Annotated in this window: 25 protein-coding genes; 12 read left to right on the top strand and 13 right to left on the bottom strand. The window is 66.9% G+C overall.

From position 1 onward, the window contains the following. Positions 1 to 197 precede the first annotated feature (197 nt). The 3 genes from AQ619_RS04635 to fliX form a co-directional block, all read right to left on the bottom strand. Positions 198 to 1,811, bottom strand: a complete 1,614-nt coding sequence (locus tag AQ619_RS04635; protein WP_062144925.1) for an amidase family protein — start codon at positions 1,809 to 1,811, stop codon at positions 198 to 200. A gap of 178 nt (positions 1,812 to 1,989) precedes the next feature. Then, positions 1,990 to 2,418 carry an RNA polymerase-binding protein DksA gene (gene dksA, locus AQ619_RS04630; protein WP_062144920.1) on the bottom strand — a complete coding sequence of 143 codons (429 nt, stop codon included), beginning with the start codon at positions 2,416 to 2,418 and terminating at the stop codon, positions 1,990 to 1,992. Between the two features lie 235 nt (positions 2,419 to 2,653). Beyond that, entirely contained in the window at positions 2,654 to 3,082 is a 429-nt protein-coding gene (gene fliX, locus AQ619_RS04625; protein WP_062144917.1) for a flagellar assembly regulator FliX, read from the bottom strand. A 220-nt stretch (positions 3,083 to 3,302) separates the two neighbouring features. Between fliX and AQ619_RS04620 the strand changes: the two genes are divergently transcribed. The 4 genes from AQ619_RS04620 (at position 3,303) to AQ619_RS04605 (ending at position 5,743) form a co-directional block, all read left to right on the top strand. Continuing rightward, positions 3,303 to 4,415, top strand: a complete 1,113-nt coding sequence (locus tag AQ619_RS04620) for a flagellar basal body P-ring protein FlgI (RefSeq protein WP_062144914.1) — start codon at positions 3,303 to 3,305, stop codon at positions 4,413 to 4,415. Further along, the gene (locus AQ619_RS04615) at positions 4,415 to 4,726 is read left to right on the top strand and encodes a rod-binding protein (protein ID WP_062144911.1); all 312 of its coding nucleotides are present in this window, start codon (positions 4,415 to 4,417) and stop codon (positions 4,724 to 4,726) included. Before AQ619_RS04620 ends, AQ619_RS04615 begins: the two co-directional genes overlap by 1 nt. Positions 4,727 to 4,728: 2 nt before the next feature. Continuing rightward, complete coding sequence (locus AQ619_RS04610) at positions 4,729 to 5,175, top strand: hypothetical protein (RefSeq protein ID WP_062144908.1); 447 nt, start codon at positions 4,729 to 4,731, stop codon at positions 5,173 to 5,175. 88 nt (positions 5,176 to 5,263) lie between these two features. Then, on the top strand, positions 5,264 to 5,743 hold the full coding sequence (locus tag AQ619_RS04605; protein WP_062144905.1) for a DUF1203 domain-containing protein: 480 nt from the start codon (positions 5,264 to 5,266) through the stop codon (positions 5,741 to 5,743). A gap of 13 nt (positions 5,744 to 5,756) precedes the next feature. Here the strand turns inward: AQ619_RS04605 and AQ619_RS04600 are convergent, their stop codons facing one another. After that, positions 5,757 to 6,791 carry an SDR family oxidoreductase gene (locus AQ619_RS04600; protein WP_062144902.1) on the bottom strand — a complete coding sequence of 345 codons (1,035 nt, stop codon included), beginning with the start codon at positions 6,789 to 6,791 and terminating at the stop codon, positions 5,757 to 5,759. Between the two features lie 48 nt (positions 6,792 to 6,839). Between AQ619_RS04600 and AQ619_RS04595 the strand changes: the two genes are divergently transcribed. Further along, positions 6,840 to 7,442, top strand: coding sequence for a TetR/AcrR family transcriptional regulator (locus tag AQ619_RS04595; protein WP_084745756.1), 603 nt, complete (start codon positions 6,840 to 6,842; stop codon positions 7,440 to 7,442). Between the two features lie 40 nt (positions 7,443 to 7,482). Here AQ619_RS04595 and AQ619_RS04590 read toward each other — a convergent pair whose 3' ends face one another. The 3 genes from AQ619_RS04590 to AQ619_RS04580 all read right to left on the bottom strand — a co-directional run bounded on the left by AQ619_RS04590 (position 7,483) and on the right by AQ619_RS04580 (position 10,181). Continuing rightward, the gene (locus AQ619_RS04590) at positions 7,483 to 8,127 is read right to left on the bottom strand and encodes an SOS response-associated peptidase (protein WP_062144896.1); all 645 of its coding nucleotides are present in this window, start codon (positions 8,125 to 8,127) and stop codon (positions 7,483 to 7,485) included. Positions 8,128 to 8,269: 142 nt separating this feature from the next. After that, a complete protein-coding gene (locus tag AQ619_RS04585) occupies positions 8,270 to 9,856 on the bottom strand; it encodes an ABC-F family ATP-binding cassette domain-containing protein (RefSeq protein ID WP_062144893.1) in 1,587 nt (528 codons plus the stop codon). Positions 9,857 to 10,001: 145 nt separating this feature from the next. Next, positions 10,002 to 10,181 carry a hypothetical protein gene (locus AQ619_RS04580; RefSeq protein WP_062144890.1) on the bottom strand — a complete coding sequence of 60 codons (180 nt, stop codon included), beginning with the start codon at positions 10,179 to 10,181 and terminating at the stop codon, positions 10,002 to 10,004. 242 nt (positions 10,182 to 10,423) lie between these two features. Here AQ619_RS04580 and uvrA point away from each other — a divergent pair, with 242 nt between their 5' ends. Then, positions 10,424 to 13,336 (top strand): excinuclease ABC subunit UvrA, encoded by a 2,913-nt coding sequence (uvrA, locus tag AQ619_RS04575; protein WP_062144887.1) that lies wholly within the window; start codon positions 10,424 to 10,426, stop codon positions 13,334 to 13,336. A 75-nt stretch (positions 13,337 to 13,411) separates the two neighbouring features. Here uvrA and AQ619_RS04570 read toward each other — a convergent pair whose 3' ends face one another. Beyond that, on the bottom strand, positions 13,412 to 14,329 hold the full coding sequence (locus AQ619_RS04570; protein WP_062144884.1) for a hypothetical protein: 918 nt from the start codon (positions 14,327 to 14,329) through the stop codon (positions 13,412 to 13,414). A 177-nt stretch (positions 14,330 to 14,506) separates the two neighbouring features. Between AQ619_RS04570 and AQ619_RS04565 the strand changes: the two genes are divergently transcribed. Continuing rightward, on the top strand, positions 14,507 to 15,121 hold the full coding sequence (locus AQ619_RS04565; protein WP_062144881.1) for a glutathione S-transferase family protein: 615 nt from the start codon (positions 14,507 to 14,509) through the stop codon (positions 15,119 to 15,121). Between the two features lie 52 nt (positions 15,122 to 15,173). Here AQ619_RS04565 and AQ619_RS04560 read toward each other — a convergent pair whose 3' ends face one another. The 3 genes from AQ619_RS04560 to AQ619_RS04550 all read right to left on the bottom strand — a co-directional run bounded on the left by AQ619_RS04560 (position 15,174) and on the right by AQ619_RS04550 (position 17,923). After that, complete coding sequence (locus AQ619_RS04560; RefSeq protein ID WP_062144878.1) at positions 15,174 to 16,049, bottom strand: hypothetical protein; 876 nt, start codon at positions 16,047 to 16,049, stop codon at positions 15,174 to 15,176. Then, positions 16,050 to 16,844 (bottom strand): hypothetical protein, encoded by a 795-nt coding sequence (locus AQ619_RS04555; RefSeq protein WP_062144875.1) that lies wholly within the window; start codon positions 16,842 to 16,844, stop codon positions 16,050 to 16,052. It abuts the gene before it with no gap. Between the two features lie 128 nt (positions 16,845 to 16,972). Next, positions 16,973 to 17,923: a hypothetical protein gene (locus AQ619_RS04550; protein WP_062144872.1), complete on the bottom strand. Its 951-nt coding sequence runs from the start codon at positions 17,921 to 17,923 to the stop codon at positions 16,973 to 16,975. A 100-nt stretch (positions 17,924 to 18,023) separates the two neighbouring features. On the opposite strand from AQ619_RS04550, the gene trmFO reads away from it, so the two are divergent. Further along, positions 18,024 to 19,445, top strand: coding sequence for a methylenetetrahydrofolate--tRNA-(uracil(54)-C(5))-methyltransferase (FADH(2)-oxidizing) TrmFO (trmFO, locus tag AQ619_RS04545; protein ID WP_062144869.1), 1,422 nt, complete (start codon positions 18,024 to 18,026; stop codon positions 19,443 to 19,445). A gap of 24 nt (positions 19,446 to 19,469) precedes the next feature. On the opposite strand, the gene AQ619_RS04540 is transcribed toward trmFO, so the two are convergent. After that, positions 19,470 to 20,249, bottom strand: a complete 780-nt coding sequence (locus AQ619_RS04540) for a DUF1365 domain-containing protein (protein WP_062144866.1) — start codon at positions 20,247 to 20,249, stop codon at positions 19,470 to 19,472. Continuing rightward, positions 20,246 to 21,586 (bottom strand): NAD(P)/FAD-dependent oxidoreductase, encoded by a 1,341-nt coding sequence (locus tag AQ619_RS04535; RefSeq protein WP_378109299.1) that lies wholly within the window; start codon positions 21,584 to 21,586, stop codon positions 20,246 to 20,248. Before AQ619_RS04535 ends, AQ619_RS04540 begins: the two co-directional genes overlap by 4 nt. Positions 21,587 to 21,719: 133 nt before the next feature. Between AQ619_RS04535 and AQ619_RS04530 the strand changes: the two genes are divergently transcribed. The 4 genes from AQ619_RS04530 (at position 21,720) to AQ619_RS04515 (ending at position 24,508) form a co-directional block, all read left to right on the top strand. Then, the gene (locus AQ619_RS04530) at positions 21,720 to 22,757 is read left to right on the top strand and encodes an SAM-dependent methyltransferase (protein ID WP_062144860.1); all 1,038 of its coding nucleotides are present in this window, start codon (positions 21,720 to 21,722) and stop codon (positions 22,755 to 22,757) included. Between the two features lies 1 nt (position 22,758). Beyond that, the gene (locus tag AQ619_RS04525) at positions 22,759 to 23,160 is read left to right on the top strand and encodes a DUF2177 family protein (RefSeq protein WP_062144857.1); all 402 of its coding nucleotides are present in this window, start codon (positions 22,759 to 22,761) and stop codon (positions 23,158 to 23,160) included. Positions 23,161 to 23,234: 74 nt separating this feature from the next. Next, the gene (locus AQ619_RS04520; protein ID WP_062144854.1) at positions 23,235 to 23,789 is read left to right on the top strand and encodes a sigma-70 family RNA polymerase sigma factor; all 555 of its coding nucleotides are present in this window, start codon (positions 23,235 to 23,237) and stop codon (positions 23,787 to 23,789) included. Continuing rightward, positions 23,786 to 24,508 (top strand): anti-sigma factor, encoded by a 723-nt coding sequence (locus AQ619_RS04515; RefSeq protein ID WP_062144851.1) that lies wholly within the window; start codon positions 23,786 to 23,788, stop codon positions 24,506 to 24,508. Before AQ619_RS04520 ends, AQ619_RS04515 begins: the two co-directional genes overlap by 4 nt. The last annotated feature ends 31 nt before the right edge of the window (positions 24,509 to 24,539 follow it).

The raw sequence follows: 24,539 nt of genomic DNA, 5'->3' as shown, positions 1-24,539 counted from the left end.
TTGACACGACTCCAAGTATCCACACGCATGAATTGAGACCTACACATTAGTCAAGGTCGCAACGCACTCTACTTTCCAGCCCGGCAGAACCTAAAAGCATCGCCCCACGCCTGCATCCAGGGCCATTCGAACCTCACCCATTTTCGTCAGACCAAGGATCAGTCGCCCAAACACTCGCGATACGCCGGGCCCGAGGCTCAGGGTTTCCTTGCACCGATGGACAGAGCCTCCCCCTTCAGCGGCGGCGTATGCACCGGCTGTCGTCGCGCCTGGGTAGCCTGTTCGAACGCATAGCCGATCCCCAGGATCTTGCCCTCGTCGAAGGCGCGGCCGATGAACGACAGGCCGACGGGCAGTTGATCAGTGGTGAAACCGGCCGGGACAACCAGTTCGGGGAAGCCCGACAGGCTGGCGAGATTGGTGCCGCTGGAGGCCCCGCCGCCGGGCGTCGCCGCTCGCGTCCCACCGGTGCGGCTGATCAGTTCGGGACGCTCCGCCAGAGGCGGATAGATGATGGCGTCGAGCCTGTTGGCCGTGAATACGCCGTCGAGGGCGGCGACAACCAGCGGCAGGGCCTGGTCGCGGACAGCGGTATAGGCAGGGTCGGTCAGGGCGACGGAGGCCTGCTCCCGCCGCAGCAGCGACCACCGCGTCGCATTGGGTCCAGCCCCATCCGGGCGGGGGGCCGGCAGGCGATAGGACCGCTCGATCATCTCGTCCAGGGTCCTGGGATAGCCGGGCTTGAGGGTCGCCAGATAGGCCTGCAGCTGGACCGGGAACTCTGACATCCGAACCGCAGAATAGAACTCGCCCTTGGACTCGATCAGCCATCTGGGCAGGCGGACATCGACGATCGTCGCGCCAGCCGCCTTCATCACGGCGATGGAGGCCTCCATCACCCAGTCAAACTCCGCATCCTGGCCCATGAAGTCGCGCGCCACGCCGATCCGCACGCCCTTCAGGGCGTCGGCCTTCAGATAGGGTGTGTAGTCCGTCTGGGCCCTGCCCTGGCTCTTCGCCGTTGCCGGGTCGGCCGGATCCACACCGGCGAGCAGGCCCAGGGCGACCGCGACGTCCGAGACATTGCGCGCCAGGGGACCGGCGGTATCGAAACTGAGCGACAGGGGAATAATACCGTCACGGCTCAGCAACCCGTGGGTGGGTCGCAGCCCAACGATGCCGTTGGCCGCCGCCGGCCAGCGCACTGAGCCCCCCGTATCGGTACCCAGCCCCAGCGGCGCATAGCCTGCCGCTATGGCCGCCCCCGTGCCCCCGGACGATCCCAGGGGCGAGCGCAGCAGATCATGCGGGTTGCGGGTCTGGCCGCCCAGCGAGCTATAGGCTCCGCCCGAGGCGAATTCGGACAGATTGACCTTGGCCAGGATCACGGCCCCCGCCTCGCGCAGCTTTTTGACCAGAAAGGCATCATCCGGCGGAATCGAACCCTCCAGAAAGATCGAGCCGCCCGTGGTGGCGAGGTCTGCGGTGTCGAAATTGTCCTTCAGCACCACCGGAATGCCATGCAGGGGCGAGCGACGGCCCTTGGCCTTCAGCTCTGCATCCAGGGCGCGCGCCTCGGCCAGGGCGCGGGGATTGCGGGTGATCACCGCATTGATCTGCGGGCCCTTGTCGTCATAGGCGTCCATGCGGGCCAGGCTGAGCCGGACCAGCCGCTCGCTGGTCAGCTGCCCCGCGTCCATCGCTGCCCGCAGCTGGGCGATCGTCGCCTTATCCAGATCGACAGTCTGGGCCTGGCAGGAAGCCGCCACGGTCCAGGACAGCGCCAGGGCGCAAAGCAGGTGTTTGATCATCAGGGGTCCCCAGGACGGCGGGGTCAGTGCACCCGACTCCTTGAGCCAGGTAAAGGGCGGCCGGGAGATGGCGGCGGCCGAGCCCTGGTCTGCCCATCAGGCATGCAGCCCCTCAAACGAATGACGGCCCCGGGGTTTCCCCCGGGGCCGTCTTGAAACACAGAGGCCTTGAGGCCGATCAGTCGTCGCGGTGCACGCGTTCGCGGCGCTCGTGACGCTCCTGGGCTTCCAGGCTCAGGGTCGCCGTAGGGCGAGCCTCAAGCCGGGCCAGGCCGATCGGTTCGCCGGTTTCCTCGCAATAGCCATAGGAGCCGTCCTCGACGCGGCGCAGGGCCTGGTCGATCTTGGAGATCAGCTTCCGTTGACGGTCACGGGTGCGCAGTTCCAGCGCCCGGTCGGTTTCCGAAGACGCGCGATCGGCCAGATCGGCGTGATTTTCGGTTTCTTTCTGGAGATGGGCCACCGTCTCGCGGGATTCGCGGAGGATCTCGTCCTTCCAGTCCAGCAGCTTTTGCTTGAAGTACTCAAGCTGCCGCGCATTCATAAACTCTTCGCCCTCGGAAGGCCGATAGTTGCTTTTACCAACTAGAACAGTGGCCGTTTGCATTAACGCCTCACGCCCCAATGAACTCCGCCCTGAACAGGCCGGGTGCTTATACCAAAAGAATAGCCGTGTTCAATGAACCTCGCGTGAGTGGCGCGTTCAGTTCCGGAAAACTCGCCTCGTTCGCGCCAGACGTGCCCGACTGGCGTTGCAGATTCAGGCGAACCGGCCAGGGGCAAGACCTTGAATTCGCAGGAGGCATGAACCCGGCCATCGTCCGTGGTCGTCGCCCGTTGCATCAGGCACGCCGGGCCTGTTCCAGCTTGGCTTTTTCGACCGCTGCCCGGGTCTCGATCTCGTTGAGCACGCCCTCGAGCCGGGGATCATCGGTCGAATCGCGCTGCTCGCGGATGGCGCGGGTCAGTCGGTCGAGCGTGGCGGCGGACACATCGCCATCAAGCAAGGCGAGCTTCACCTCGCCCAGGATGTCCAGAATGCCGTCGGCCCGCCGGACCGCCCGCTTGCGGCGCTCCAGGGGATCGCCCATGGCCTGCAGGGCCAGAAGCGCGTCGAGCGAGCCTAACCCGGCCACACCGCCCGCCTGGACAACGCCGGCCGCGCTGCTGGCGGCCCCGACCGAGGGCAGCGAAAAGCTGGCACCGCTGCCCGAAGCTTTGGCCCGCGATGCGCCGCTCGCGCCCACGCCCCCCGTGCTCGAAACCTTCATGGCGACCGCAACTCCACAGCACCCGGGACGAGTCAGAAGTCCCTTCGTCGCACCATAGTCGGTCCGGCCGCTTGAAGTATGGTTAATGCCGGGCAGAATCTGCCGAAGGGCACCTAGGGGCCTGCGGCAAAACGCACAAAGCCTTACGACTCAAGCCTTTGAGATTGGCCCGCTTTTGGCATGGGAGCGGGTGGGGACATCTCCCCACGTCAGGATAGCCATGTCGCGTTCACGTTTGCGCACCGTTTTCTTGCTCGCCGCCACCGCCTTTGCCCTGGCGGCCGGGCCGTCGTTCGCCAAGTCACGGATCAAGGACATCGTCTCGTTCGAAGGCGTGCGTGACAACCAGCTGATCGGCTATGGCATTGTGGTCGGGCTGAACGGCTCGGGCGACAGCCTGCGCAATGCGCCCATGACCAAGCAGAGCCTTGAGGCCATGCTCGAGCGCCAGGGCGTCAATGTTCGCAACGCCAATCTGAACACCAAGAACGTCGCCTCGGTGATGGTCACCGCCAATCTGCCGGCCTTCGCCGCGCCCGGCGCGAAGATGGATGTCAGCGTCTCCACCCTGGGCGACGCCAAGAGCCTGCTGGGCGGCACCCTTCTGGTCACCAGCCTGCAGGGCGCGGACGGCCAGACCTATGCTGTGGCCCAGGGCAGCGTCCAGACCGGCTCGGTCTCGGCGGGCGGGGCCTCCGGCAGCTCGATCAGCAAGGGCGTGCCCACCGCCGGCCGGATCGCCGCCGGCGGCATCATCGAAAAGGAAACCGGCTTCCAGATGGTGAACATGGAAGAGTTGCGCATGACCCTGCGCAACCCCGACTTCACCACCTCGCGCCGAATCTCCGACGTCATCAACGGCCGCTTCCCCTACAGCGCCCAGGCCCAGAACCCGACCATCGTCGCCGTGCGGCCTCCGGCCAACATGGACATGATCAGCTTCATCACTGCGATCGAGAACCTTGAGGTCGAGCCCGACGGCCCGGCCAAGGTGATCATCGACGAAGTGGCCGGCGTCATCGTCATGGGCGACGACGTGCGGATCAGCCAGGTGGCCATCGCCCAGGGCAATCTGACCATCTCGGTGCAGGAAAGCCCGGCGGTCAGCCAGCCCGCCCCGTTCAGCCAGGGCCAGACCGCCGTGGTCCCGCAATCAACGGTCAGTGTCGAAGAGGAAAAGGGCAAGCAGTTGCTCACCCTGAACGCCGGAGCCTCGCTGAAGAGCCTGGTCGGCGGTCTCAACGCCCTGGGCGTCACCCCGCGCGACATGATCTCGATCCTGCAGGCGGTGAAGGCCGCCGGCGCGCTGCAAGCTGATATCGAGGTGATGTGATGAGCCCCCTCACCGCCATCGCCTCACCGATCGACACCATCGCCCCGCCGCCGTCGGCCGCAGAGCTGGCCAAGCGCGGCAAGATCCAGGAAACGGCCCAGACCTTCGAGGCCTCGTTCCTGTCGGTGATGATGCAGTCGATGTTTGCCGGCGTGAAAACCTCCGAGCCCTTCGGCGGCGGACAGGCCGAGGAAATGTTCAAGTCGCTGCTCACCGAGTCCATGGCCAAGGAAGTCTCCAAGGCCGGCGGCATCGGTCTGGCCAGCACCGTCCAGCGTGAAATGCTCAAGCTTCAAGGGTTGAAAGACTAGTCATGGCCCTCGCCGCCACCGATCCCAACGACCGTGTCGACCAACTGGTCCTGCTGACCGAACGCCTGACCGACCTGATCGCCAAGGAGGCCACGGCCTTCGAAGCCCGCCGGCCCCAGGACGCGGCGCAGTATGTCGAGGAGACGGCCAAGCTGGCCAATCTCTACCGGCACGAGTCGGCGCGGGTGCGCGCCAATATCGCCCTGATCTCCGGTGCGGATGCAGGACTTCGCCAGCGCCTGGTGCGCGCCACCGAAGCCTTCGACGCTGTCCTGGCCCGTCAGGCCCGGGCCCTGAACGCGGCTCGAACCGTCACCGAAGGTCTGGTCAAGGCCGTGGCCGAGGAAATCGCCAACCAGCGGGCCCCGGCGGCGGGCTATGGTGCCGGCGCGCGGATGAACAATCCGGTCTCCAGCGGCACCGCCATCACCCTGAACAAGAAGGCCTAGCGGGTCTATCGCCGCAAGGATCGGGTGGAGAACCGGCAGGGCGGCGGGGCATCAGGGGGAGGTCATTCCCCCCCCATGGAACCGCCCCATGCCCTTCACGATTTCCGGCCTGCCGGTCGAAGACTTCCGCCCCCTGTTCGATCTCGACACCGAAGCCCTCGCGGCACGGGGCATCCTGCGACGGGTCGCCACCGCCAAGCCGGGCTTTCCCTGCCGCATCGGCCTGCGCGATGCCGAGCCCGGCGAGACCATCCTGCTGCTGAACTACGAACATCAGCCGGCCGACACGCCCTATCGATCGGCCTATGCCATCTATGTCAGCCAGTCCGCCTCAGAGACCTGGAGCGGCCGCGACACCCTCCCATCGGCCATGCGCGGCCGTCCGATCGCCCTGCGGGCCTTCAGCGCTGACGGCCTGCTCCTGAGCGCCGAAGTGGCCATGGGCGATGGCCTGGAAACCGCGATCACGCGTCAGCTGGCGACAGCCGGCGCGGCCTATGTCCATGCCCACAATGCCGGCCACGGCTGCTTCGTGGCCCGCATCGACCCCGCTCCATCGGCAGCCTGAGGCAGGGGCCGCCCTAAGCCTTGATCAGGCCTTCGGCGATCAGGCTTCTGGCCGTGTCGAGGATCATCTCGCGGTTCGACCTCGGCTTCCAGCCGAGCTCGTCCTTGGCCCTCTGCGCCGAGACCGGCCTCTGCTTGCCTAGCTCGAACAGCCTCTCGCGGATGACCGGATCAAAAATGGCGGTCAGGCGGACAAGGCCGTCGGCCAGTTTCATCTTCGGGACCCGGGCACCGGCCCCGGGCAGATCGCGACGCAGGACCTCGGCGATCTCGGCCATCCAGCTGAAGTCGCCCGCCCCGATATAGCGCCGGCCCGCAGCATGCGGGGCCGCCAGGGCCCGCACATGCAGGTCGGCGATGTCGCGGACATCGACCAGCGGCCAGCCAAAGCGCGGCAGGCCGGGGACGGAGCCGTCCAGCAGCTTCTTGACGATGTCGATCGAGGCCGAGAAGTCACGGCCGAGCACCGGCCCAAGGACGGCGCCCGGACAGATGGTGACCAGTTCCAGCGCGCCCCCTTCGGCCTCGAGCCAGGCCCAGGCGGCCCGCTCGGCGATCATCTTCGACCGCTCATAGGCCGAGGAGTCGCTGCGGTCGGTGGGATCTGACCAGTCGGCCTCGGTGAAGGGCTCGGTCCGCCCGCCAAAGCCATAGCAGACGGCTGCGGTAGACGAGGTCATCACCACGCGCTTGACCCCCGCGTCGCGCGACGCCTTGAGCACCCGAAGGGCCCCGTCGCGGGCGGGGCGGATCAGTTCGTCATCATCCTTGGGATTGGCCGAGGGCAAGGGCGAGGCAACATGCAGCACGCCGACGCAGCCTTCAGCCGCCTCGCGCCAGCCGCCGTCGGCATTGAGGTCGGCGGCAAACACGCTGAGCCGGTTCCCGTGCGGGCTCAGCTTGGCGATGCTCGCCCGGACCTCGGCTTCCCGCGCGAGATTGCGAACCGTCGTCCGGACCGTCCAGCCCTCATTCAAAAGCTGGCCAATGCAGAAGCCCGCGATATAGCCAGACCCTCCGGTTACCAGCACCACGCCCTTGTCGGTCATCACAGCACCCCTTGTGTCGAGAGCCAATCCGATCATATTGGACAAATTATGTCTATAGTGTCTGACAACAACGTAAGACGTATTCTCGATGCGGCCCTGACCCTGTTCGGACGTCACAGCTTCAAGCGCACCAGCATGGCCGACATCGCCCGCGAGGCCGGCGTGGCGCGGGCGACCCTCTATCTGCGTTTCGCCGACAAGCGGGCCGTGTTCGAAGCCCTGGCCGATGCGGTAATCGATGACGCCCTGGCCGGGGCCGAGGCCGCCTGGCGCGACGACCTCACCTTCGCCGAAAACCTGGAAGCGACCATCCTGGCCAAGGATCTGCGCTTCTTCCGCCTGATGCGGGCAACGCCGCACGGGGCCGAGTTGTTCGACCTGGATGCCGAACTGGCCAGGGCCGCCGCAACCCGGCTCGATGCCGGATTCAGCGCCATACTGGTTCAGCGCGCCGAAGCGGCGGCGAAAGAAGGAGCCCGGATCGACGCCTTCGGCGGACCGGGGGCCTTTGCCAGCTTCCTCTCCGTCACCGCCGCCGGCGTGAAGTATGAAACCCGCACCGAGGCGGACTATCTGGCGGCCATCCGGCTTCTGGTCCGGGTTACGGCCCTGGCGGCCGGCAAACCTTCCCCCATGGAAGACACCCCGTGATCATCGTTGAAGGCTGGGTCCGGATGGCCGCAGCCGACCCTCAGCCGTCATCCCGCTTGCCGCCGCGCGCCACGATCTGCAGCGCCCCGTCCGGCAGAGGCTTCTGAAGCGCCGAAGCCTCAGGCCAAGGCGCGTTCAGCCAGGTCTCGCGTTCGGCTTCGGTGGTCAGGATAACCGGCATGGCCTTGGGGTGGATGGCCCCGACCTCGGCATTGGGCTCGGTGGTCAGGAAGCCGAACAGGTCGGTCGTCACCTCGCCCTCCTTGAGCTTTCGGACACTGGTCCACGAGGTCCAGATCCCGGCAAACACCGCCAGGGGACGATCCTCCGCCAGGGCAAACCAGATGTCGCCGCCCTCGGCCTTGTTGAACTCGCTGAAACTGGTGAAGGGCACCAGGCAGCGATGCTCCGTCCCCAGCCACCGCCGCCAGTGCGGACTCTTGGTGTTGCGGATATTGGTCACACCCGGATCGGTCTTCTTGCCCTCGAGGGCAAACTGCGGCGAGGGCATGCCCCAACGGGCCTGGACCAGCTCGCGTTCACCTTCGGCGGACTGCCGCACGATCGGGGCGGCATAGTCGGGAAAAATGCCCGGCAGCTCCGCCTGATTGACCTTCTGCAACAGGACCCGGGTCAGGGCGACGATCTCGGTCTGGGTGCGCCGCATGGCGTAGAGGTTGCACATCGTTCCAGAGACCTTTCGCCTGGTGAAATCCGCAGGCAAGCCGCTACAGGCCCATGGGCCTGATCCTGCCCCCCCCAAACAGAAGCGCCCGCACGGCCTTGTGCAAGCCTCACCTTTGGACCCACGAAGACGAAGCCAGAGATCACCGCCCCAGGGTGATCTCGCGCTCGATCCCGATGGCGGTCAGAAAATCGGCGTCATGGCTGACCACCAGCAGGGCCCCGTCAAAGCTCATCAGGGCCGCCTCAACCGCCTCGATCGAGGCGATGTCCAGGTGGTTCGTCGGCTCGTCGAGGATCAGCAACTGCGGCGGCACCTCGGCGGACAGGACGCAGGCCAGGGCCGCGCGCAGGCGCTCGCCGCCACTGAGGGTTCCGACACGCTGGTGGGCCCCAGCATTGCGAAACAGGAACCGGGCCAGGGCGGCATGGCCTTCATTGGCCGAAGCGCGCGAATTCAGTCGCCGGAAGTTCTCGAGGATCGTCTGACCGTCATCCAGAACGGCGGCCCGCTGATCCAGCACGGCCATCGGGACGCCGCGGCGGATCGCGCCGCGCGAAGGCTCCAGATCACCGGCCGCCAGCCGGATCAGGGTGGTCTTGCCGGTACCATTGCTGCCCGGGATCGCCACACGCTCCGGTCCGACGATCTGGAAGGACAGGCCGGATATCAGTGGAGGTCCGCCCGGCCAGCCAAAGGCAACCGCCTCGAACGCCAGCACCGGCTTTCCCGGTGACAACTGGGTGGATGGCAGGTCGAAGGACAGGGTCCTGTGGCGTTCGACCCGGGCTACAGCCTCTGATCTCGCCTCGGCGGCCTCGGCGGCCAGGCGCTGGGCCAGGCGCCCCTCGCGCGCACCCGACAGCTCCGCCCGCTCGGCCATGGCCCCGAGGACGATCTTCGGCGCGCCGCCCTTGGCGGCGGATCGTTTGCCGGCGGCATCGCGTCGCGCCTTGCGTTCGCGGGCGGCCTGGGCGTCCCGGGCCACGCGGTGAGCCTCCTGATCCGCCCGGTCCAGGTCGCGCGAGGCCGCAGCGGCCTCCTCGTCCCGCCGTTCGACATAGAGGTCGTATCCACCGCCATAGGTGCGCGCGCCGAGGGACGACAGCTCGACGATCCGGTCGAGGCCGCGCAGCAGGGCCCGGTCGTGGCTGACCACCACCACCCCGCCCTTCCAGCGATCAATGACCCTGATCACACCCTCGCGGGCGGCGGCATCGAGATTGTTGGTCGGTTCATCCAGAAGCAGAACGTCTGGCCGGGCCAGCAGAAGCCGGGCCAGGGCCGCCCGCGTGGCCTGGCCACCCGACAGGGACAGGGCCGGACGCTCTGGGTCCAGATCCGGCAGCCCGGCTTCGGCCAGGGCCTGGGCGATGCGGCCCGGCAGGTCCCAGTCGGCATCCGACAGGTCGGCGTCATCCGCCTGACCGGCTTCAATCCGGGCCAGCCGGTCCCAGTCCGGACCCACGCCCAGCAGGTCCACGAGCCGATCGTCGGACGAGCGCGCCGGGCTCTGGTCGAGCCGGGCCAGGCTGCCGGTGCGGGTTACGGTGCCGGCCGCCGGGGCGCGGTCCCCTGCCATGATGTCCAGCAGGGTCGACTTGCCGACGCCATTGCGGCCGACGAGGCCGATGCGCTCGACACCGACGGCGAGATCAAGGTTTTCGAAAAGAGGGCGGCCGTCAGGCGTGACGGCGGCGACGGAATCCAGCGTGATGAAGGCAGACATGACGATCCAGGGTCAGGGAAACGGGACGGACGAAGCGGTCTTCCGTTGCTCTGATCATGGGAGTCTCCTTCAGGGGATCTGGCCGGGCTCTTTAAGGCGACCGGCGGCCTTGGGCAAGCCGAAGCCGCCCGGGTCGCTGGCGAGCCTAGTTCGGCGCGATGGTATTGAACACGTAGATCAGAGACCCGACGCCGCCGATGAACACCATGAAATCAACAAAGACTGAGCGGGGCTTGCCAGTCTGAAGGTTCCCGCTGGCGTCGCGGATCGCCTGCTTGCCCTTTTCCTGTTTGTCAGCCTTGGCGGGCTTGGCAGCCTTGCTCATGTCGCGCTCCGTTTGAGCGCATTGAACCGTACACTGTTGAAGATCACGCTTTCAAAGGCGGTTAAGGCCCGGAAACCACGCCCCTCATGGCGCCAGCCTGCTGACACCTTCTGGCAGCAGGCTGGCACAGGACGACCTCCGGGCGTTTGTTCCCACCTTGTTCTTGTGTTAACTGCCGGCCCCGAGCCCTACATATAGCCGCTGCGCGGCACCCTCATGCCAGCCCCTGCGTTCCGGAACACATGGCCGAACAACTGAACTTCATCCGCGTCCGCGGTGCCCGCGAACACAATCTGAAGAATGTCAGCGTCGATATTCCGCGGGGCGAACTGGTGGTGCTGACCGGCCTGTCGGGTTCGGGCAAGAGCTCGCTCGCCTTCGACACCATCTATGCCGAGGGCCAGCGGCGCTATGTCGAGAGCCTGTCGGCCTATGCCCGCCAGTTCCTGGAACTGATGAGCAAGCCCGATGTCGACCTGATCGAGGGCCTGTCACCCGCCATTTCGATCGAGCAGAAAACGACCTCGCGCAATCCGCGTTCGACGGTCGGTACGGTCACCGAGATCCACGACTATATGCGCCTGCTCTGGGCGCGGGTCGGCACGCCCTATTCGCCGGCTACCGGCTTGCCGATCGAGAGCCAGACCATCAGCCAGATGGTCGACAAGATCACCGCCCTTCCCGAAGGCACGCGTCTCTATCTGCTGGCCCCGGTGGTCCGCGACCGCAAGGGCGAGTATCGCAAGGAAATCGCCGAGTGGCAGAAGGCCGGCTTCCAGCGTCTGAAGATCGACGGCCAGTACTATCCGATCGAGGACGCCCCGGCCCTCGACAAGAAGTTCAAGCACGACATCGACGTGGTCGTGGACCGCATCGTCACCAAGCCGGACATGGAGCAGCGCCTCGCCGACTCCATCGAACAGGCCCTGCGTCTGGCCGACGGTCTGGCCGTGGCCGAATGGGCGACGATCGACGAGGGCGAAAAAGAGCCCAAGCGGCTGCTGTTCTCGGAACGCTTCGCCTGCCCGGTCAGCGGCTTCACCATCGCCGAGATCGAGCCGCGGCTGTTCTCGTTCAACAATCCGGCGGGGGCCTGCCCGGCCTGCGACGGCCTGGGCGCCAAGCTGGCCTTCGACGCCGACATGGTGATCCCCGACAAGGACAAGAGCCTGCACAAGGGGGCCGTCGCGCCCTGGGCCAAGGGGCCTTCGCCGCTCTATACCCAGACCCTGCAGGCCCTGGCCCGCCACTATGGCTTCTCGATGGACGAAGCCTGGCACAAGCTGCCCGCCAGCGCCCGCGACGTGGTCCTGTTCGGCTCCAAGGGTCAGAAGATCAAGTTCGTCTATGACGACAACGCCCGCAAATACGAGGTCGACAAGCCCTTCGAGGGCGTCCTGCCAAACCTCGAACGCCGCTGGCGCGAGACCGACAGCAGCTGGGTCCGCGAAGAGCTGGGTCGCTACCAGTCCGATACGCCCTGCGAGGTCTGCCACGGCAAGCGCCTAAAGCCCGAAGCCCTGGCGGTGAAGATCGCCGGCATGGATATCGCCCAGGTCTCCCAGCTGGCCATCCGTCCGGCCAAGGACTGGTTTGCCGGCCTGGAGACCCAGTTCAGCGACAAGCAGATGGAGATCGCGCGGCGGATCCTGAAGGAGATCAATGATCGCCTGCGGTTCCTGGTCGATGTCGGCCTGGACTATCTGAACCTGTCGCGCGGCTCGGGCACCCTGTCGGGCGGCGAGAGCCAGCGCATCCGTCTGGCCAGCCAGATCGGCTCGGGCCTCACGGGGGTCCTCTATGTGCTGGACGAGCCGTCGATCGGCCTGCACCAGCGCGACAATACCCGCCTTCTGCAGTCGCTGCAGGGCCTGCGCGACCTGGGCAATTCGGTGCTGGTCGTCGAGCATGACGAAGAGGCCATTCTCACCGCCGACTATGTCATCGACATGGGTCCGGCCGCAGGCGTGCATGGCGGCGAGATCGTGGCCCAGGGCAAGCCGGCCGACATCATGGCCAACCCCGCCAGCGTCACCGGCCAGTACCTGACCGGGACGCGCGAGATCGAGGTCCCGGAAGACCGCCGGCCGATCAGCAAGAAAAAGATGCTGCGGGTCGTCGGCGCCACCGGCAACAACCTCAAGGGCGTGACCGGCGAGATCCCGGTCGGCACCTTTACCTGCATCACCGGCGTATCCGGCGGCGGCAAGTCGACCTTCACGATCGAGACCCTCTACAAGGCCGCCGCCCGGCGTCTGAACAATGCCAGCGACGCCCCGGCCCCGCACGAGCGCATCGAGGGCCTGGAGAACTTCGACAAGGTCATCGACATCGACCAGAGCCCGATCGGCCGCACCCCGCGTTCGAACCCGGCCACCTATACCGGGGCCTTCGGGCCGATCCGCGACTGGTTCGCCCAACTGCCGGAGAGCAAGGCGCGGGGCTATGGCCCCGGCCGCTTCAGCTTCAACGTCAAGGGCGGCCGCTGCGAGGCCTGCCAGGGCGACGGCCTGATCAAGATCGAGATGCACTTCCTGCCCGACGTCTACGTCACCTGCGATATCTGCAAGGGCAAACGCTACAACCGCGAGACCCTCGACATCCTGTTCAAGGGCAAGACCATCGCCGACGTGCTGGACATGACGGTCGAAGAGGCCGCCGACTTCTTCAAGGCTGTGCCGCCGATCCGCGACAAGATGGAGACGCTGAAGCGGGTGGGCCTGACCTACATCAAGGTCGGCCAGCAGGCCACGACCCTGTCAGGCGGCGAGGCCCAGCGGGTCAAGCTGTCCAAGGAGCTCTCCAAGCGCGCCACCGGCCGCACGCTCTACATCCTCGACGAGCCGACCACCGGCCTGCACTTCGAGGACACCAAGAAGCTGCTGGAAGTGCTCCACGAGCTGGTCGACCAGGGCAATACCGTGGTCGTCATCGAGCACAATCTCGACGTGGTAAAGACCGCTGACTGGCTGCTGGACTTCGGCCCCGAAGGCGGCGACGGCGGCGGCGAGATCGTCGCGGTGGGCTCGCCCCAGGACGTGGCCAGGGTCGAGGCCTCCTGGACCGGACGCTATCTGAAGGACGTGCTGGACCGCCACGAAGAGCGTCGCAAGGCGCGGGTGGCGGCGCTGAAGACGAGCAAGAAGAGCGCCTGATCCTGATGATCGCTTCTCTGGAGCGATCATCAGAAGCCCTGCCCTCCCCGGCTGTCGCCGGGGGGAGCGGGGTGGCTAGACGCTCGTCGCCACCGGCTCCACGCCCCCCGCCTTGAGGATCCGGTAGATTTCCGGAGCCGGCGAGAAGACGATCAGCGAGGTCAGCACCGAGATCACGCCCGCAAACAGGGCCCGGGTGATGCCGATCGGGGTAAAGAAGGTCTCCAGCGAGCTCATGTCCGGCTCGAACAGACCGCCAAGACCGGTAATGCCCCCCGAGGCGATCACCCCGATGGCGGCGACGATGGTCATGACCAGCAGATAGACGATCACGGCCATCACGACCGCCAGGAGATAGGCCCCGAGCAGGGCTCCGACATGGCCCTTGGTCATCGCCCAGGACGCCCGGATGGCGATCCGGCCGGTATCAAAGGTCAGGGTCGAGGCGAAGGACAGCCGGACGGCGACAAAGATCATCAGGAGGGCCACGCCGACAAAGCTGACCAGGCCCGTCAGTCCGGCAATGGGACCGCCTCCGGCGGCCACCCCGACCCCGATCAGGACCGCCGAGATCAGGATGCCCAGGATATAGACCGCCAGGAAGATCAGGTTGACCAGGATCAGCGTGCCGGCCTGGCGCAGTTCGTCCGCGCCGAACCGCAGAAAGGCCGAGCGGCTGTCATCAGGGCGCAGCACGATGCGATTCACCGCCGCCAGGGTCACTGCATAGAGCGCCAGGCTGTAGAGCACGGAGAACACCATCAGCGGGGCCAGGCCGCCCATGATCCGCAGCATCTCCTCCGGTGCGACCGAGTTGTCAGCGCTGAGCGCCATGAACTCGTTCAGCTGCGGACCGGCCAGCTGGATCGTCAGGGTGCTGGTCATCAGGGACAGCACCGTCATCAGCACGGCCCACACCGCCACAGTGCGCGGGTGCTCCCTCACGAGCCGGAAGCCGACAAAGGCGGCGTCGGAGGCGGAGAACTTGGACATGGTACCCTCGGCAGAACGGGATGGTTCGCGCCTAGGCGTAACAAGGTTCGCGGCGCTTCAACAGAGCCAGGGCACCGAATTCGACCCTGAAGCGAATGCGGGTTGCTCCGTACGGCGCGGCAACTCTAACATCTGTTTGAATGGCGGCCGTCAGCGCCGCACACCCGGGAGGTCTCTATGAAGCTCTATGGCGAAGCCAACCCCGCGCCCAATCCCCGCCGGGTGCGGATCTTCCTGGCCGAGAAGGGCATCGACCTGCCGGAGATCCGGATCGGCATGCGCCAGGGCGGCCACAAGTCACCCGAGCACAAGGCCCGCAACAGCCTGGGACAGGTTCCGACCCTCGAACTCGATGACGGCACCATGATCAGCGAGAGCGTCGCGATCTGCCGCTATCTCGAAGCCCTGCATCCGCAGCCGCCGCTGTTTGGAACCACCGCCCTGGAGCAGGCCCAGATCGATATGTGGGTGCGGCGCATCGAATTCCAGCTGCTGATCCCGGTCGGCATGTTCTGGCGTCACGCCCATCCGCTCACGGCCGCCCTGCTGACGCAGAACAAGGACTTCGGCGAGTCCAACCGCGAAACCGTGGCCAGGGCCATGAAGTGGCTGGATCGCGAACTCGCCGACGGCCGTGCCTTCATCGCCGGAGAGACCTATTCCATCGCCGACATCGTGGCCCAGACCACGCTCGACTTCGCCAGCTTCATCGGCCTGGAGGTGCCGGAGGGCACGCCGCATCTGGGCGCTTGGCGCGAGCGCGTGGGATCGCGACCCAGCGCTGCTGCCTGAAATTTTCCGCTCTTCCCGGCGAAAGCCGGGGAGAGCGGAGTATGGGTGAAGCCTAGGCCTTGGCTGCCATCAGCTGGCGAAGGGCCGCGGCCGGCGCAGAGGTGACGAGGACGGCCTGAAGGGTCAGGAACACCGGGGCCAGCAGCAGATTGGCCAGCAGGGCCAGGATCAGGCGCGGATGGCTGGCTGCAGCGCCGCCGGCGATCGGGTCTTCCAGCCCGCCGGCGATCAGGGCCCCGACCAGGCTGGAGACCGTGGCCCCCAGGATCGACATCAGCACGCAGAGCACGATGACCACGGCAATGGTGGCCAGCAGCCGCCAGAACTGGCCATGGGTGACCAGCCAGGCGGCGCGCGGATCGATATGGCCGCTCAGAAAGGCATGCGGGGCCAGCAGGGACAGTCGTACCGCCACCCAGGTGGACAGGCCGATCACCGTCAGTCCGCCGAGAAAGGTGAACCAGCCGCCGATCGGCGTTTCCGCCAGCAGCGCCGTCCCGAGGGCCAGGACCCCGCCCGGAATGATGGTCACCATCAGGGCCGCAGCCCAGGTGATCACCGACACGCCCAGCAGGCGCAGCTCCTCGCGACCCAGGCGGAGATAGGCAAAGCGCCGATCCTCGGGATGCAGCACCGATCGCATGATCGCCGCCGACAGGATCGCGCCGAGCACCAGGGCCAGCAGGATCAGCAGGACCATGACGCCGCCGAGGCGCGAAACGAAGTCGAGGATCTCGCGCGGGTCGGCCGATGACGGCCGCAGAGCCAGGTTCATGCGATCCTGCTCGCTGAGGACGATCTTGGCCAGCAGGCCCAGCAAGGGCAGCATGACCAGCGAGAATCCGGCCCAGGCCAGCACCACGACCGGATGCCGACGCATGGTTCGCACACCCTCCAGGGCAGCATTGATCGGCGAAAGGGCGGTCATCTAGACTTCCTGCAGGGGGGCCGCGGGCTGGCGCTGGCGGTACACATGGACGAGCGCGCTGGTCCAGACCGGCGCCAGATAGACATAGCCGAAGATCGCGCAGAAGGCGGCAAGCCCGCCGTCAAGGCCCGGTCCGGTCCAGCGTCCGAGCAGGTTGAGCACCGCCATCAGGCCGGCGATCGGTGCCGCCAGCACCAGGCCGGCGACAAAAACCTGCAGGCTGGCACCGCGCGTCAGGGGAAAGGCGCTCAGCACCCGCACGCCCGACTGATCCACCGAGGCCGCCGCCGCCAGGGACAGGCGCAGGCCCAGCCAGATCAGCAGGCCAAGGCCCACCAGTGGTGCCGCCCCGGCCACCAGGGTTCCCGGTCCCGATCCGGCCAGGGCGTCCTGCCAGGCCTGGGATGAGGTGGCATCGAAACCCGGCGCATTGGCCCGCGCCACGCCCAGGGCTATGGCCCCGACCACAAGCAGGAGGACGGTCGCCACCACGAACAGGAAGACCCCGACCAGGGCCTGAACGCCGAGCAAGCGCCACTCGTCCTGTCCCCAGCGCAGGCCGGCCAGTCCCGAAGCCCGGCCAAAGGCGTTGCGGTAGAGTGCGCCACAGGCCAGGGCCACGGCGGCGATCTCGCCCAGCAGGGCGACAAGGCCAAGGCCCGGCGGCAACTGGCGACTCACGACGCTGAGCACAACGGCGACCAGCAAGGCCCCCCAGCAGGCGCGGACCGACGGCCCGAGCCCTGCGACCCCCGCCCGAACGGTCGCCCCGATCGCGACCGATCCATCCGTCATGGCACGCCCTTTCGAACCGCTCCGCCCGAGTCGCGCGGAGCCGTCTGTTTACGACGCGTCGCGCCAGGTTGCGACGCGTGCCGGCGATCAGGATGCGATTTTGCGATCTAAGTGGCGCCGGCGCCGCGTCAGGTCCCCGGCTGGCGGGTCAGGTCCCGATAGGCTGCGGCCCAGGGCGCGCAGACGATGGCGAACAGTCCCGGCCCGATCACCGACCAGACCAGGCCGATCACGGCCAGCCAGGGCCAGGTCGAGCGCAGAAGATCCAGCGGCGGCCGGGCGAGGAAGGCCTGCACGGCCTGGGGATCCGACAGCCAGACCGGCGGACCGCCCGCCATAAAGAGCGCGCTCAGCACCACACCGGCGAGGATCAGTTCGAGAACCAACAGGATCAGCAGGCTCAGCACCGCCACGCCCAGCAGGCGCCAGGTCGAGCCGCGCGTCAGGGCCCAGGATTCAAACAGCCGGAACTGGCGGTCCGCGAAGGTCATGGGCGCGGCCAGCGAAAGCCGCAGCGCCAGCCAGATCAGTAGCAGGACGGCCACAAAGGCCAGACCAAAGCCCGTCAGCACGCCGGCCGCCGCGCCCTGACCCTGCGGCCCGCTGCTCAGGCCGACGACCAGGGCCGGCACCAGCACGCCGATGGAGGCGAGCACCGCCACGATATAGGCCAGGACACTCACCACCAGGAACAGCAGGGCGAGCCACAGCTCCTGGGGCCCCAGTCGCAGAAAGGCACCGCGCGACTGAGCCGGCTCAAGCACTGCGCGGAAGATGGCCGAGCAGATCAGGGCCTTGATGAAGGTGCCCCACAGCCAGCCGCCGACCTGGATCAGCATCAGGCCGGACTGCAACTGCATCATCTGGCTGATCGAGTCCGGATCGAGCTCCCCCGACTGGGTCTGCATCAGGGCGGCGATCGTCTTCATGAGCTCGGGGCCCATGAGGGGGATCAGGGCCAGAACCGGGGCCAGGGACAGGATCAGCATGACCACGCCCCAGATCAAAACTGCTCCAGGCTGCCGGGCAATGACGCCAAACCCTGCCAATGCCGAACCCGTCACCGAGATCTTGGCCATCTGTAGTTCCCCCCTGTCCGCCGCACGCGCCATACGTGGGTTTTCATGAGAGCCTACACCCAGGTTTCACTTGGCGACAGCCGGAGGTATGAGGTCGCCCATGAGCACTCAGACCTCCCCCCTAAAGCCGGTTCACGTCATCGGCGGCGGCCTCGCCGGTTCCGAAGCGGCCTGGCAGATCGCCAGCGCGGGCGTGCCCGTGGTCCTGCACGAAATGCGGCGCGATGAGCCGTCGGGCCCTGTCCGCACCGAGGCCCACCACACCGACGGCCTGGCCGAGATGGTCTGCTCTAACTCGTTCCGCTCCGATGACTGGCAGTTCAACGCTGTCGGCCTGCTGCATGCCGAGATGCGCAGGCTGGACTCCCTGATCCTGTCGGCCGCCGACCAGCATCAGGTTCCCGCCGGTGGGGCCCTGGCCGTCGACCGCGACGGCTTCTCGGCCGAGGTCACCCGTCGCCTTCAAGCCCACCCCCTGGTCACGATCCAGCGCGAGGAAATTGCCGGCCTGCCGCCGGAGGACTGGGACAATGTCGTGGTCGCCACCGGCCCCCTGACCTCGCCGGCCCTGGCCGACGCCATCCTCGACCTGTCCGGAGAGGGGCAGCTGTCCTTCTTCGACGCCATCGCCCCGATCATCCATCTCGACTCGATCGACATGGACGTCGCCTGGCGCCAGTCGCGCTATGACAAGGAAGGTCCCGGCGGCGACGCCGCCGCCTATATCAACCTGCCCATGAACAAGGCCGAATATGAGGCCTTCGTCGATGCCCTGATCGCCGGCCCCAAGGCCGAGTTCAAGGACTGGGAGCATGTGCCCTATTTCGACGGCTGCCTGCCGATCGAGGTCATGGCCGAGCGCGGTCGCGAGACCCTGCGCCATGGCCCGATGAAGCCTGTCGGCCTGACCAATCCGCGCGATCCCCTGGTCAAGTCCTACGCCATTGTCCAGCTACGCCAGGACAATGCCCTGGGCACCCTGTGGAACATGGTCGGCTTCCAGACCAAGCTGAAGCACGGGGCACAGGCCGAGGTCTTCCGGATGATCCCGGGCCTGAAAGATGCCCAGTTCGCGCGCCTGGGCGGCCTGCACCGCAACACCTTCATCAACAGTCCGCGCCTGCTGGACCGGTCCCTGCGGATGAAGCTGGCCCCGCGCCTGCGCTTCGCCGGCCAGATGACCGGGGTCGAGGGCTATGTCGAAAGCGCCGCCACGGGCCTGCTGGCCGGACGCTTCGCCGCCGCGGATCGTCTGGGCCAGACCCTGGAGGCCCCGCCGGCCACCACCGCCCTCGGGGCCCTGGTCGAGCATGTGACCGGCGGCCATATCCCGGGCGAGATTGAGGGAGGCAAGACCAGCTTCCAGCCGATGAATATCAACTATGGCCTTCTGCCGCCCATGGAGGCACCGAAGACCGGCGAAGACGGTGTGAAGATCCCGCTCAAGGAGCGCGGTCGGGCCAAGAAGCGTCTGATGAGCCTGCGGGCCCTGGCCGATCTCGACGCCTGGCGGCAGGCCTGATCCTGCCCTCCGGGCCTCGGCGGTTCAGGCGGCGTCCTCGCCGGCCCTGGGCCTGGCGAGCCCCGAGGGCGAGGGCGACGGGAACAGGCCAAACCCCTTCAGCAGCATTTTCAGGGCCTCCCAGTGAATGCCGGCCAGGATGCCCAGCACCTGCAACGGATGACTGACCAGGGCGAGCAGCAGGGTCTTGTCCGTCAGGGCGACCCGCCGGCCGTCAAAGCTGGCCGACAGCATCAGGCCGTCGGCGTCGAAGACGTCGATGCCGACATGGGTGGTCTCGGCCGGCACCGCGATCTCGAAGACGTAGCGCAGGTCCATCGGCATGAACGGCGAGACGTGGAAGATCTTGTCACTGGCCTGACGTACCCAGCCGCCGCGCTCGCCATGCACCGGCAGGACATAGTCGTGCCTCTGGCCAAAGGTGTTGCGCACCGCATGGACGATGGCCACCAGCCGACCCTGGGCGTCGCGGCAGAAATAGACGCTGAGCGGATTGAAGCCGTGGCCCAGAACCCGCGGCATGCACAACAGGGACACGCGCGCGTCCGGCAGATCGATGCCGCGCTCGGCCAGCCTGGCCAGCACACTCGCCTTCACGCCGATACCCGGCTCGTCAGCATGATCGTCGGCATGGAAGGACATCAGATTGAAGCGTGCCAGCGAGAACAGCTTCAACCGCCGGTCCAGGGCCTCGAGATCATCAAGGTCCAGCAGCAGCATGAAGATCCCATAGCTCAGCCGGTGACGCCGGGGCCGAACCCGCTCGTGCTTCACTTGACCGACATAGAGCCTGGTCTGGGTCATGCCGCCAGGTCTCGCTCGGCCTCTCCGGTCGTGGAGTCGACATGGATGCGGCCTGAGGGCTCCCGGACAGTCCAGGGGCGCGCATCGCCCCCCAGCTGCTCGGCCACGGCCAGGCCGGCCTGCAGGCCATCCTCATGGAAGCCGGACCCGAAATAGGCGCCGCAGAACCAGACCCGGTCACGCCCCTGCAGCGACCAGAGCCGGCGCTGGGCCAGCATGGCCGGGCCATCGAACAGCGGGTGCTCATAGACCTGGTCGTGCAGGACGACATCCTCACGCGGCGTATGTTCGGGATTCAGGGACAGGAAGAAGGGGTCCGTAACGCCCAGGGGCTGCAGCTGGTTCATCCAGTAGGTTACCCCGCCCGCGCCCAGGCCCGCCCGGCGTCCGACATGGTTCCAGCTGGCCCAGGCAGCCTTGCGACGCGGCATCAGGCCGGCATCGCGGTGCAGGACGGCGCGGTTGCGGCTGTAGCGGAAGGCGCCCAGCACTTCGGTCTCGTCCGCGGTCGGGGCGTCCAGCATGGCCAGGGCCTGGTCGGCATGGGCCCCGATCACCACCTGGTCGAAGCGGCGGGTGTCGCCGGTCTCGTCCTGCACCGCCACTTGATCGCCCCCCCGCACGATCCTGCGCACGGGACGCCCCAGCAGGATCTGGCCCTGAAAGGCTCCGGCCAGGCGCGCAACATAGGCCTGGCTTCCGCCCACGACCGTCCGCCAGATGGGCCGCTTGTCGATCGGCAGCATCAGCCCGTGATTGTCGAAGAAGCGCAGCAGGGCCGAGGCCGGAAACTCGCGGATGTCGGTCATCGAGGCCGACCAGATGGCGGCCGCCTGGGGCAGAAGGTGATCCTCCGCAAAGGCGCGGCCAAAGCCCTGCTGGCGCAGATAGTCGTCCAGCCGGCAGGATCCGTCCTTCTCCAGTGCCGCGAGGTCGCGCACGCCGTTCCTGTAGAAGCGGGTGACGTCCAGCAGCATCTTCAGATAGCGCGGGTTCAGAGCGTTGCGCTTCTGGGCCAGCAGATTGTTGCTGCTGTACTCCAGCGCGCCCTGATCCAGGGACACGCCAAACGACATGTCGCTGTCGACGGTGGGCACGTCCAGATGGTCGAACAGCGCCGTCAGGTTGGGATAGTTGGGCTCGTTATAGACGATGAAGCCGGTATCCACCGCGACATCGCCGACCGTCACCGTATTGGCGTGGCCGCCCAGCCGGCTGTCGGCCTCGTACAGGGTCACGTCGTGGCGCTTGGACAGCAGCCAGGCGGAGGACAGGCCGGAGATACCGGAACCGATCACGGCAATCTTCAGGCGCGGGGTCGAAGGGGGCGCGGACAAATGAAGGATCCCTGGAACGGACTTGACGGCTTGGTGCTCCAGTTACGGAGCCGGGGAAGATTTGGACGCGGACGCATCCGGCGAAGCGGGTTTCCCGTAGCTCAGCCAGGTTGTTTCCGCGCGAGGACCCCGCATGAGCCTGGTCAAGGCCGCCATCCATGCCTTTGAGGACACGCCCGTGCCGGACGTGATCTCCCGGGCCGCGATCCAGTTCCTGGTCGGCGACGCCCGCCGCCGGCTGGCCAAGGCCCCCGCCGACGCCGCCACCGCCTTTGCCGCGACCATGGACCAGCATCCGATCGCCACCCACACCGACGCGGCCAATGCCCAGCACTATGAGCTGCCGGCCGCGTTCTTCGAGGTCGTGCTGGGTCCGAACCTGAAATACTCCAGCGGGCTGTATCCGGACCTGAAGGGTGACCTGGCCGCGGGCGAGACCAACGCCCTGCTGGAAACCGAGGCCCATGCCGATCTGCAGGACGGTCAGGCGGTGCTGGAGCTGGGCTGCGGCTGGGGATCGCTGTCCCTCTGGATGGCCCGCCGCTTCCCCCGCTCGCAGATCACCTCCGTCTCCAATTCCGCCTCGCAGCGCGCCTTTATCGAGGCCCGCGCCGCCGCCCTGGGTCTTGGCAACCTGACGGTGATCACCGCCGACATGAACGACTTCACCACTGAGCAGCGCTTCGACCGCGTGGTGTCGGTGGAGATGTTCGAGCACATGTCCAACTGGCGCGCCCTGCTGACCCGGGTGAACGGCTGGCTGAAGCCGGATGGCCTGCTGTTCCTGCACATCTTCACGCACCGGAACGCGCCCTACCGCTTTGATGTCGACGATCCGGCCGACTGGATCGCCCAGTACTTCTTCACCGGCGGCGTCATGCCCAGCCATGATCTGCCCGGCCAGTTTCCGGACCTGTTCACGATCGAGCAGGACTGGCGGTGGAGCGGCGCGCACTATGCCCGTACCGCCGATCAGTGGCTGGAGAACTTCGACGCCAACCGCGCGCGCATCGATCCAGTGCTCGAACGCGTTTATGGACAGCACGCCACCGTCTGGCGTCGGCGCTGGCGCTTGTTCTTTCTGGCAACCTCAGGCCTGTTTGGTCATCGGGGCGGCGAAGAATGGGGCGTTAGCCACTACCGATTGCGGCCAGTGAGCCAGGGGCACTGAGATGAAGCGCTACGTTTACGGATACCTCGCCACCGGCGCCGCCTTTCTGGTGCTGGACATGATCTGGCTGACCCTGTCGGCCTCGCGGCTCTATCGCCCCGTGATCGGCGAGATCATGGCCGACACGGTCAACCTGCCGGCCGCCGTGGCCTTCTATCTGATCTATCTGACCGGCGTTTTCGTGCTGGCCATCCTGCCGGCTGCCGAGAACAACAGCTGGAAGCGGCTGCTGGTCCATGCCGCCGTGTTCGGCTTCTGCGCCTATGCCACCTATGACCTGACCAACCAGGCGACCCTCAAGGTTTGGTCCACGACCATCACCCTGATCGACCTGAGCTGGGGGACATTTGTCACCACCGTCGCCGCCTCGGTCGGCTTCCTGGCCCTGCGCGCGACACGCTGACCTCGACAACGATTGCGCGCGTTCCGGTGCCATGCCACCGTCGTGCGACATAGGACCGCAGGAACGACCGATCGATGGATGCCGATACCAGTAGAGCCTTGCTTTCCCGGGCCATCGCCCGCGTCACCAATCGTGATTCCGACGCCCTGAAGTACGTCTACCGCCACACCTCGGCGAAACTGTTTGGCGTCTGCCTCCGTATCTTGAACGACCGCGAGGAGGCGGAAGACGTGCTGCAGGATGTGTATCTTTCCGTCTGGAACAAGGCCGACCGCTTTGATCCCGAAAAGGCCAGCCCGATCACCTGGCTGGTGTCGATGGCCCGCAACCGCTCGATCGACAAGCTGCGGGCCCGCGGCGGCCGGGTGATGGCGGGCGTCGAGGAAGCCGAAGCCCTGCCCGATACAGCCCCCCTCGCCTCGACCCTGGTCGAGACCGACGAAGACCGCCTGCGCCTCAACGGCTGTCTGGACCAGTTGGACCCCAAGCATGCCGGCGCCGTCCGCACCGCCTTCTTCGAAGGCGTCACCTATGATGCCCTGGCCCAGATGATCGGCGTTCCCCTGGGCACGATGAAAAGCTGGATCCGGCGCAGCCTGATCAGCCTTCGCGCGTGTCTCGAAGCATGACCGACACCCCCGTCACCGAACTCGAAGACGAACGCCCCCTGGCCGGCGAATATGTCCTGGGCGTGCTCGATGCCGAGGAACGGGCCGAGGCCCGGCGCAAGATCGCCGCCGAGCCCGCCTTCGCCCGCGCCGTGCAATGGTGGGAAGCCCGCCTGAGCCCGCTCTCGGCCGATATCCAGGCGGTGGAACCGTCCGCCGGCCTGTGGCCCCGGATCGCCAGCCTGGTCGGCGAACGCAGCAAGCCGCCCCTCTGGAACAATGTCAGTGTCTGGCGTGGCGTCTCGGTCGGGGCCCTGGCCTTGGCAGCGGCCAGCGTCGCGGCCCTGATCATGACCCCGCGCACAGCCCCCGTTCCGGCCATAGCGCCCGCCACCCCGGCGGCGGCCGAGGTCGCCCTGATCAATGATCCGGCCTCGAACCAGCCGGCCCTGATCGCCACCCTCGACCATGCGACCGACAAGCTGATCCTGACGCCGGTGGCGATGGACATGCCCGAGGGCCGGGCGCCGGAACTGTGGATCATCCCCGAGGGCCAGAAGGCCATCTCCCTGGGCATGATCCCGACCGACGCTCCGATCCAGATCGCCCTGCCCGCCGGCCTGCGCGGCGGTGGGACCTATACGGCGACCCTGGCGGTGACTGACGAACCCCCCGGCGGTGCCCCGACCGGCGTGGCCACCGGCTCGGTCCGCGCGATCGGCAAGTTCGTCAAGGCCTAGGCCCCGCTAAGTAAGTGGTTTATGACTTATT

The organism is Caulobacter henricii (assembly GCF_001414055.1).
GTDB lineage: Bacteria > Pseudomonadota > Alphaproteobacteria > Caulobacterales > Caulobacteraceae > Caulobacter > Caulobacter henricii.
Note: the sequence above shows the minus strand (reverse complement) of the source record. Positions and strands in the feature narration are given on the sequence as shown.

Excerpts from the sequence above, each read along its gene's own strand:
- AQ619_RS04590 (WP_062144896.1), bottom strand. The coding sequence starts at position 8,127 with ATGTGCAACCTCTACGCCATGCGGCGCACCCAGACCGAGATCGTCGCC.
- AQ619_RS04555 (WP_062144875.1), bottom strand. The coding sequence starts at position 16,844 with ATGACGGATGGATCGGTCGCGATCGGGGCGACCGTTCGGGCGGGGGTC.
- AQ619_RS04615 (WP_062144911.1), top strand. The coding sequence starts at position 4,415 with ATGAGCCCCCTCACCGCCATCGCCTCACCGATCGACACCATCGCCCCG.
- AQ619_RS04515 (WP_062144851.1), top strand. The coding sequence starts at position 23,786 with ATGACCGACACCCCCGTCACCGAACTCGAAGACGAACGCCCCCTGGCC.
- AQ619_RS04610 (WP_062144908.1), top strand. The coding sequence starts at position 4,729 with ATGGCCCTCGCCGCCACCGATCCCAACGACCGTGTCGACCAACTGGTC.
- AQ619_RS04620 (WP_062144914.1), top strand. The coding sequence starts at position 3,303 with ATGTCGCGTTCACGTTTGCGCACCGTTTTCTTGCTCGCCGCCACCGCC.
- dksA (WP_062144920.1), bottom strand. The coding sequence starts at position 2,418 with ATGCAAACGGCCACTGTTCTAGTTGGTAAAAGCAACTATCGGCCTTCC.
- fliX (WP_062144917.1), bottom strand. The coding sequence starts at position 3,082 with ATGAAGGTTTCGAGCACGGGGGGCGTGGGCGCGAGCGGCGCATCGCGG.
- AQ619_RS04560 (WP_062144878.1), bottom strand. The coding sequence starts at position 16,049 with ATGACCGCCCTTTCGCCGATCAATGCTGCCCTGGAGGGTGTGCGAACC.
- AQ619_RS04585 (WP_062144893.1), bottom strand. The coding sequence starts at position 9,856 with ATGTCTGCCTTCATCACGCTGGATTCCGTCGCCGCCGTCACGCCTGAC.
- AQ619_RS04540 (WP_062144866.1), bottom strand. The coding sequence starts at position 20,249 with ATGACCCAGACCAGGCTCTATGTCGGTCAAGTGAAGCACGAGCGGGTT.
- AQ619_RS04600 (WP_062144902.1), bottom strand. The coding sequence starts at position 6,791 with ATGACCGACAAGGGCGTGGTGCTGGTAACCGGAGGGTCTGGCTATATC.
- AQ619_RS04605 (WP_062144905.1), top strand. The coding sequence starts at position 5,264 with ATGCCCTTCACGATTTCCGGCCTGCCGGTCGAAGACTTCCGCCCCCTG.
- AQ619_RS04520 (WP_062144854.1), top strand. The coding sequence starts at position 23,235 with ATGGATGCCGATACCAGTAGAGCCTTGCTTTCCCGGGCCATCGCCCGC.
- AQ619_RS04550 (WP_062144872.1), bottom strand. The coding sequence starts at position 17,923 with ATGGCCAAGATCTCGGTGACGGGTTCGGCATTGGCAGGGTTTGGCGTC.
- AQ619_RS04530 (WP_062144860.1), top strand. The coding sequence starts at position 21,720 with ATGAGCCTGGTCAAGGCCGCCATCCATGCCTTTGAGGACACGCCCGTG.
- AQ619_RS04580 (WP_062144890.1), bottom strand. The coding sequence starts at position 10,181 with ATGAGCAAGGCTGCCAAGCCCGCCAAGGCTGACAAACAGGAAAAGGGC.
- uvrA (WP_062144887.1), top strand. The coding sequence starts at position 10,424 with ATGGCCGAACAACTGAACTTCATCCGCGTCCGCGGTGCCCGCGAACAC.
- AQ619_RS04565 (WP_062144881.1), top strand. The coding sequence starts at position 14,507 with ATGAAGCTCTATGGCGAAGCCAACCCCGCGCCCAATCCCCGCCGGGTG.
- AQ619_RS04595 (WP_084745756.1), top strand. The coding sequence starts at position 6,840 with ATGTCTATAGTGTCTGACAACAACGTAAGACGTATTCTCGATGCGGCC.
- AQ619_RS04570 (WP_062144884.1), bottom strand. The coding sequence starts at position 14,329 with ATGTCCAAGTTCTCCGCCTCCGACGCCGCCTTTGTCGGCTTCCGGCTC.
- AQ619_RS04635 (WP_062144925.1), bottom strand. The coding sequence starts at position 1,811 with ATGATCAAACACCTGCTTTGCGCCCTGGCGCTGTCCTGGACCGTGGCG.
- AQ619_RS04525 (WP_062144857.1), top strand. The coding sequence starts at position 22,759 with ATGAAGCGCTACGTTTACGGATACCTCGCCACCGGCGCCGCCTTTCTG.
- trmFO (WP_062144869.1), top strand. The coding sequence starts at position 18,024 with ATGAGCACTCAGACCTCCCCCCTAAAGCCGGTTCACGTCATCGGCGGC.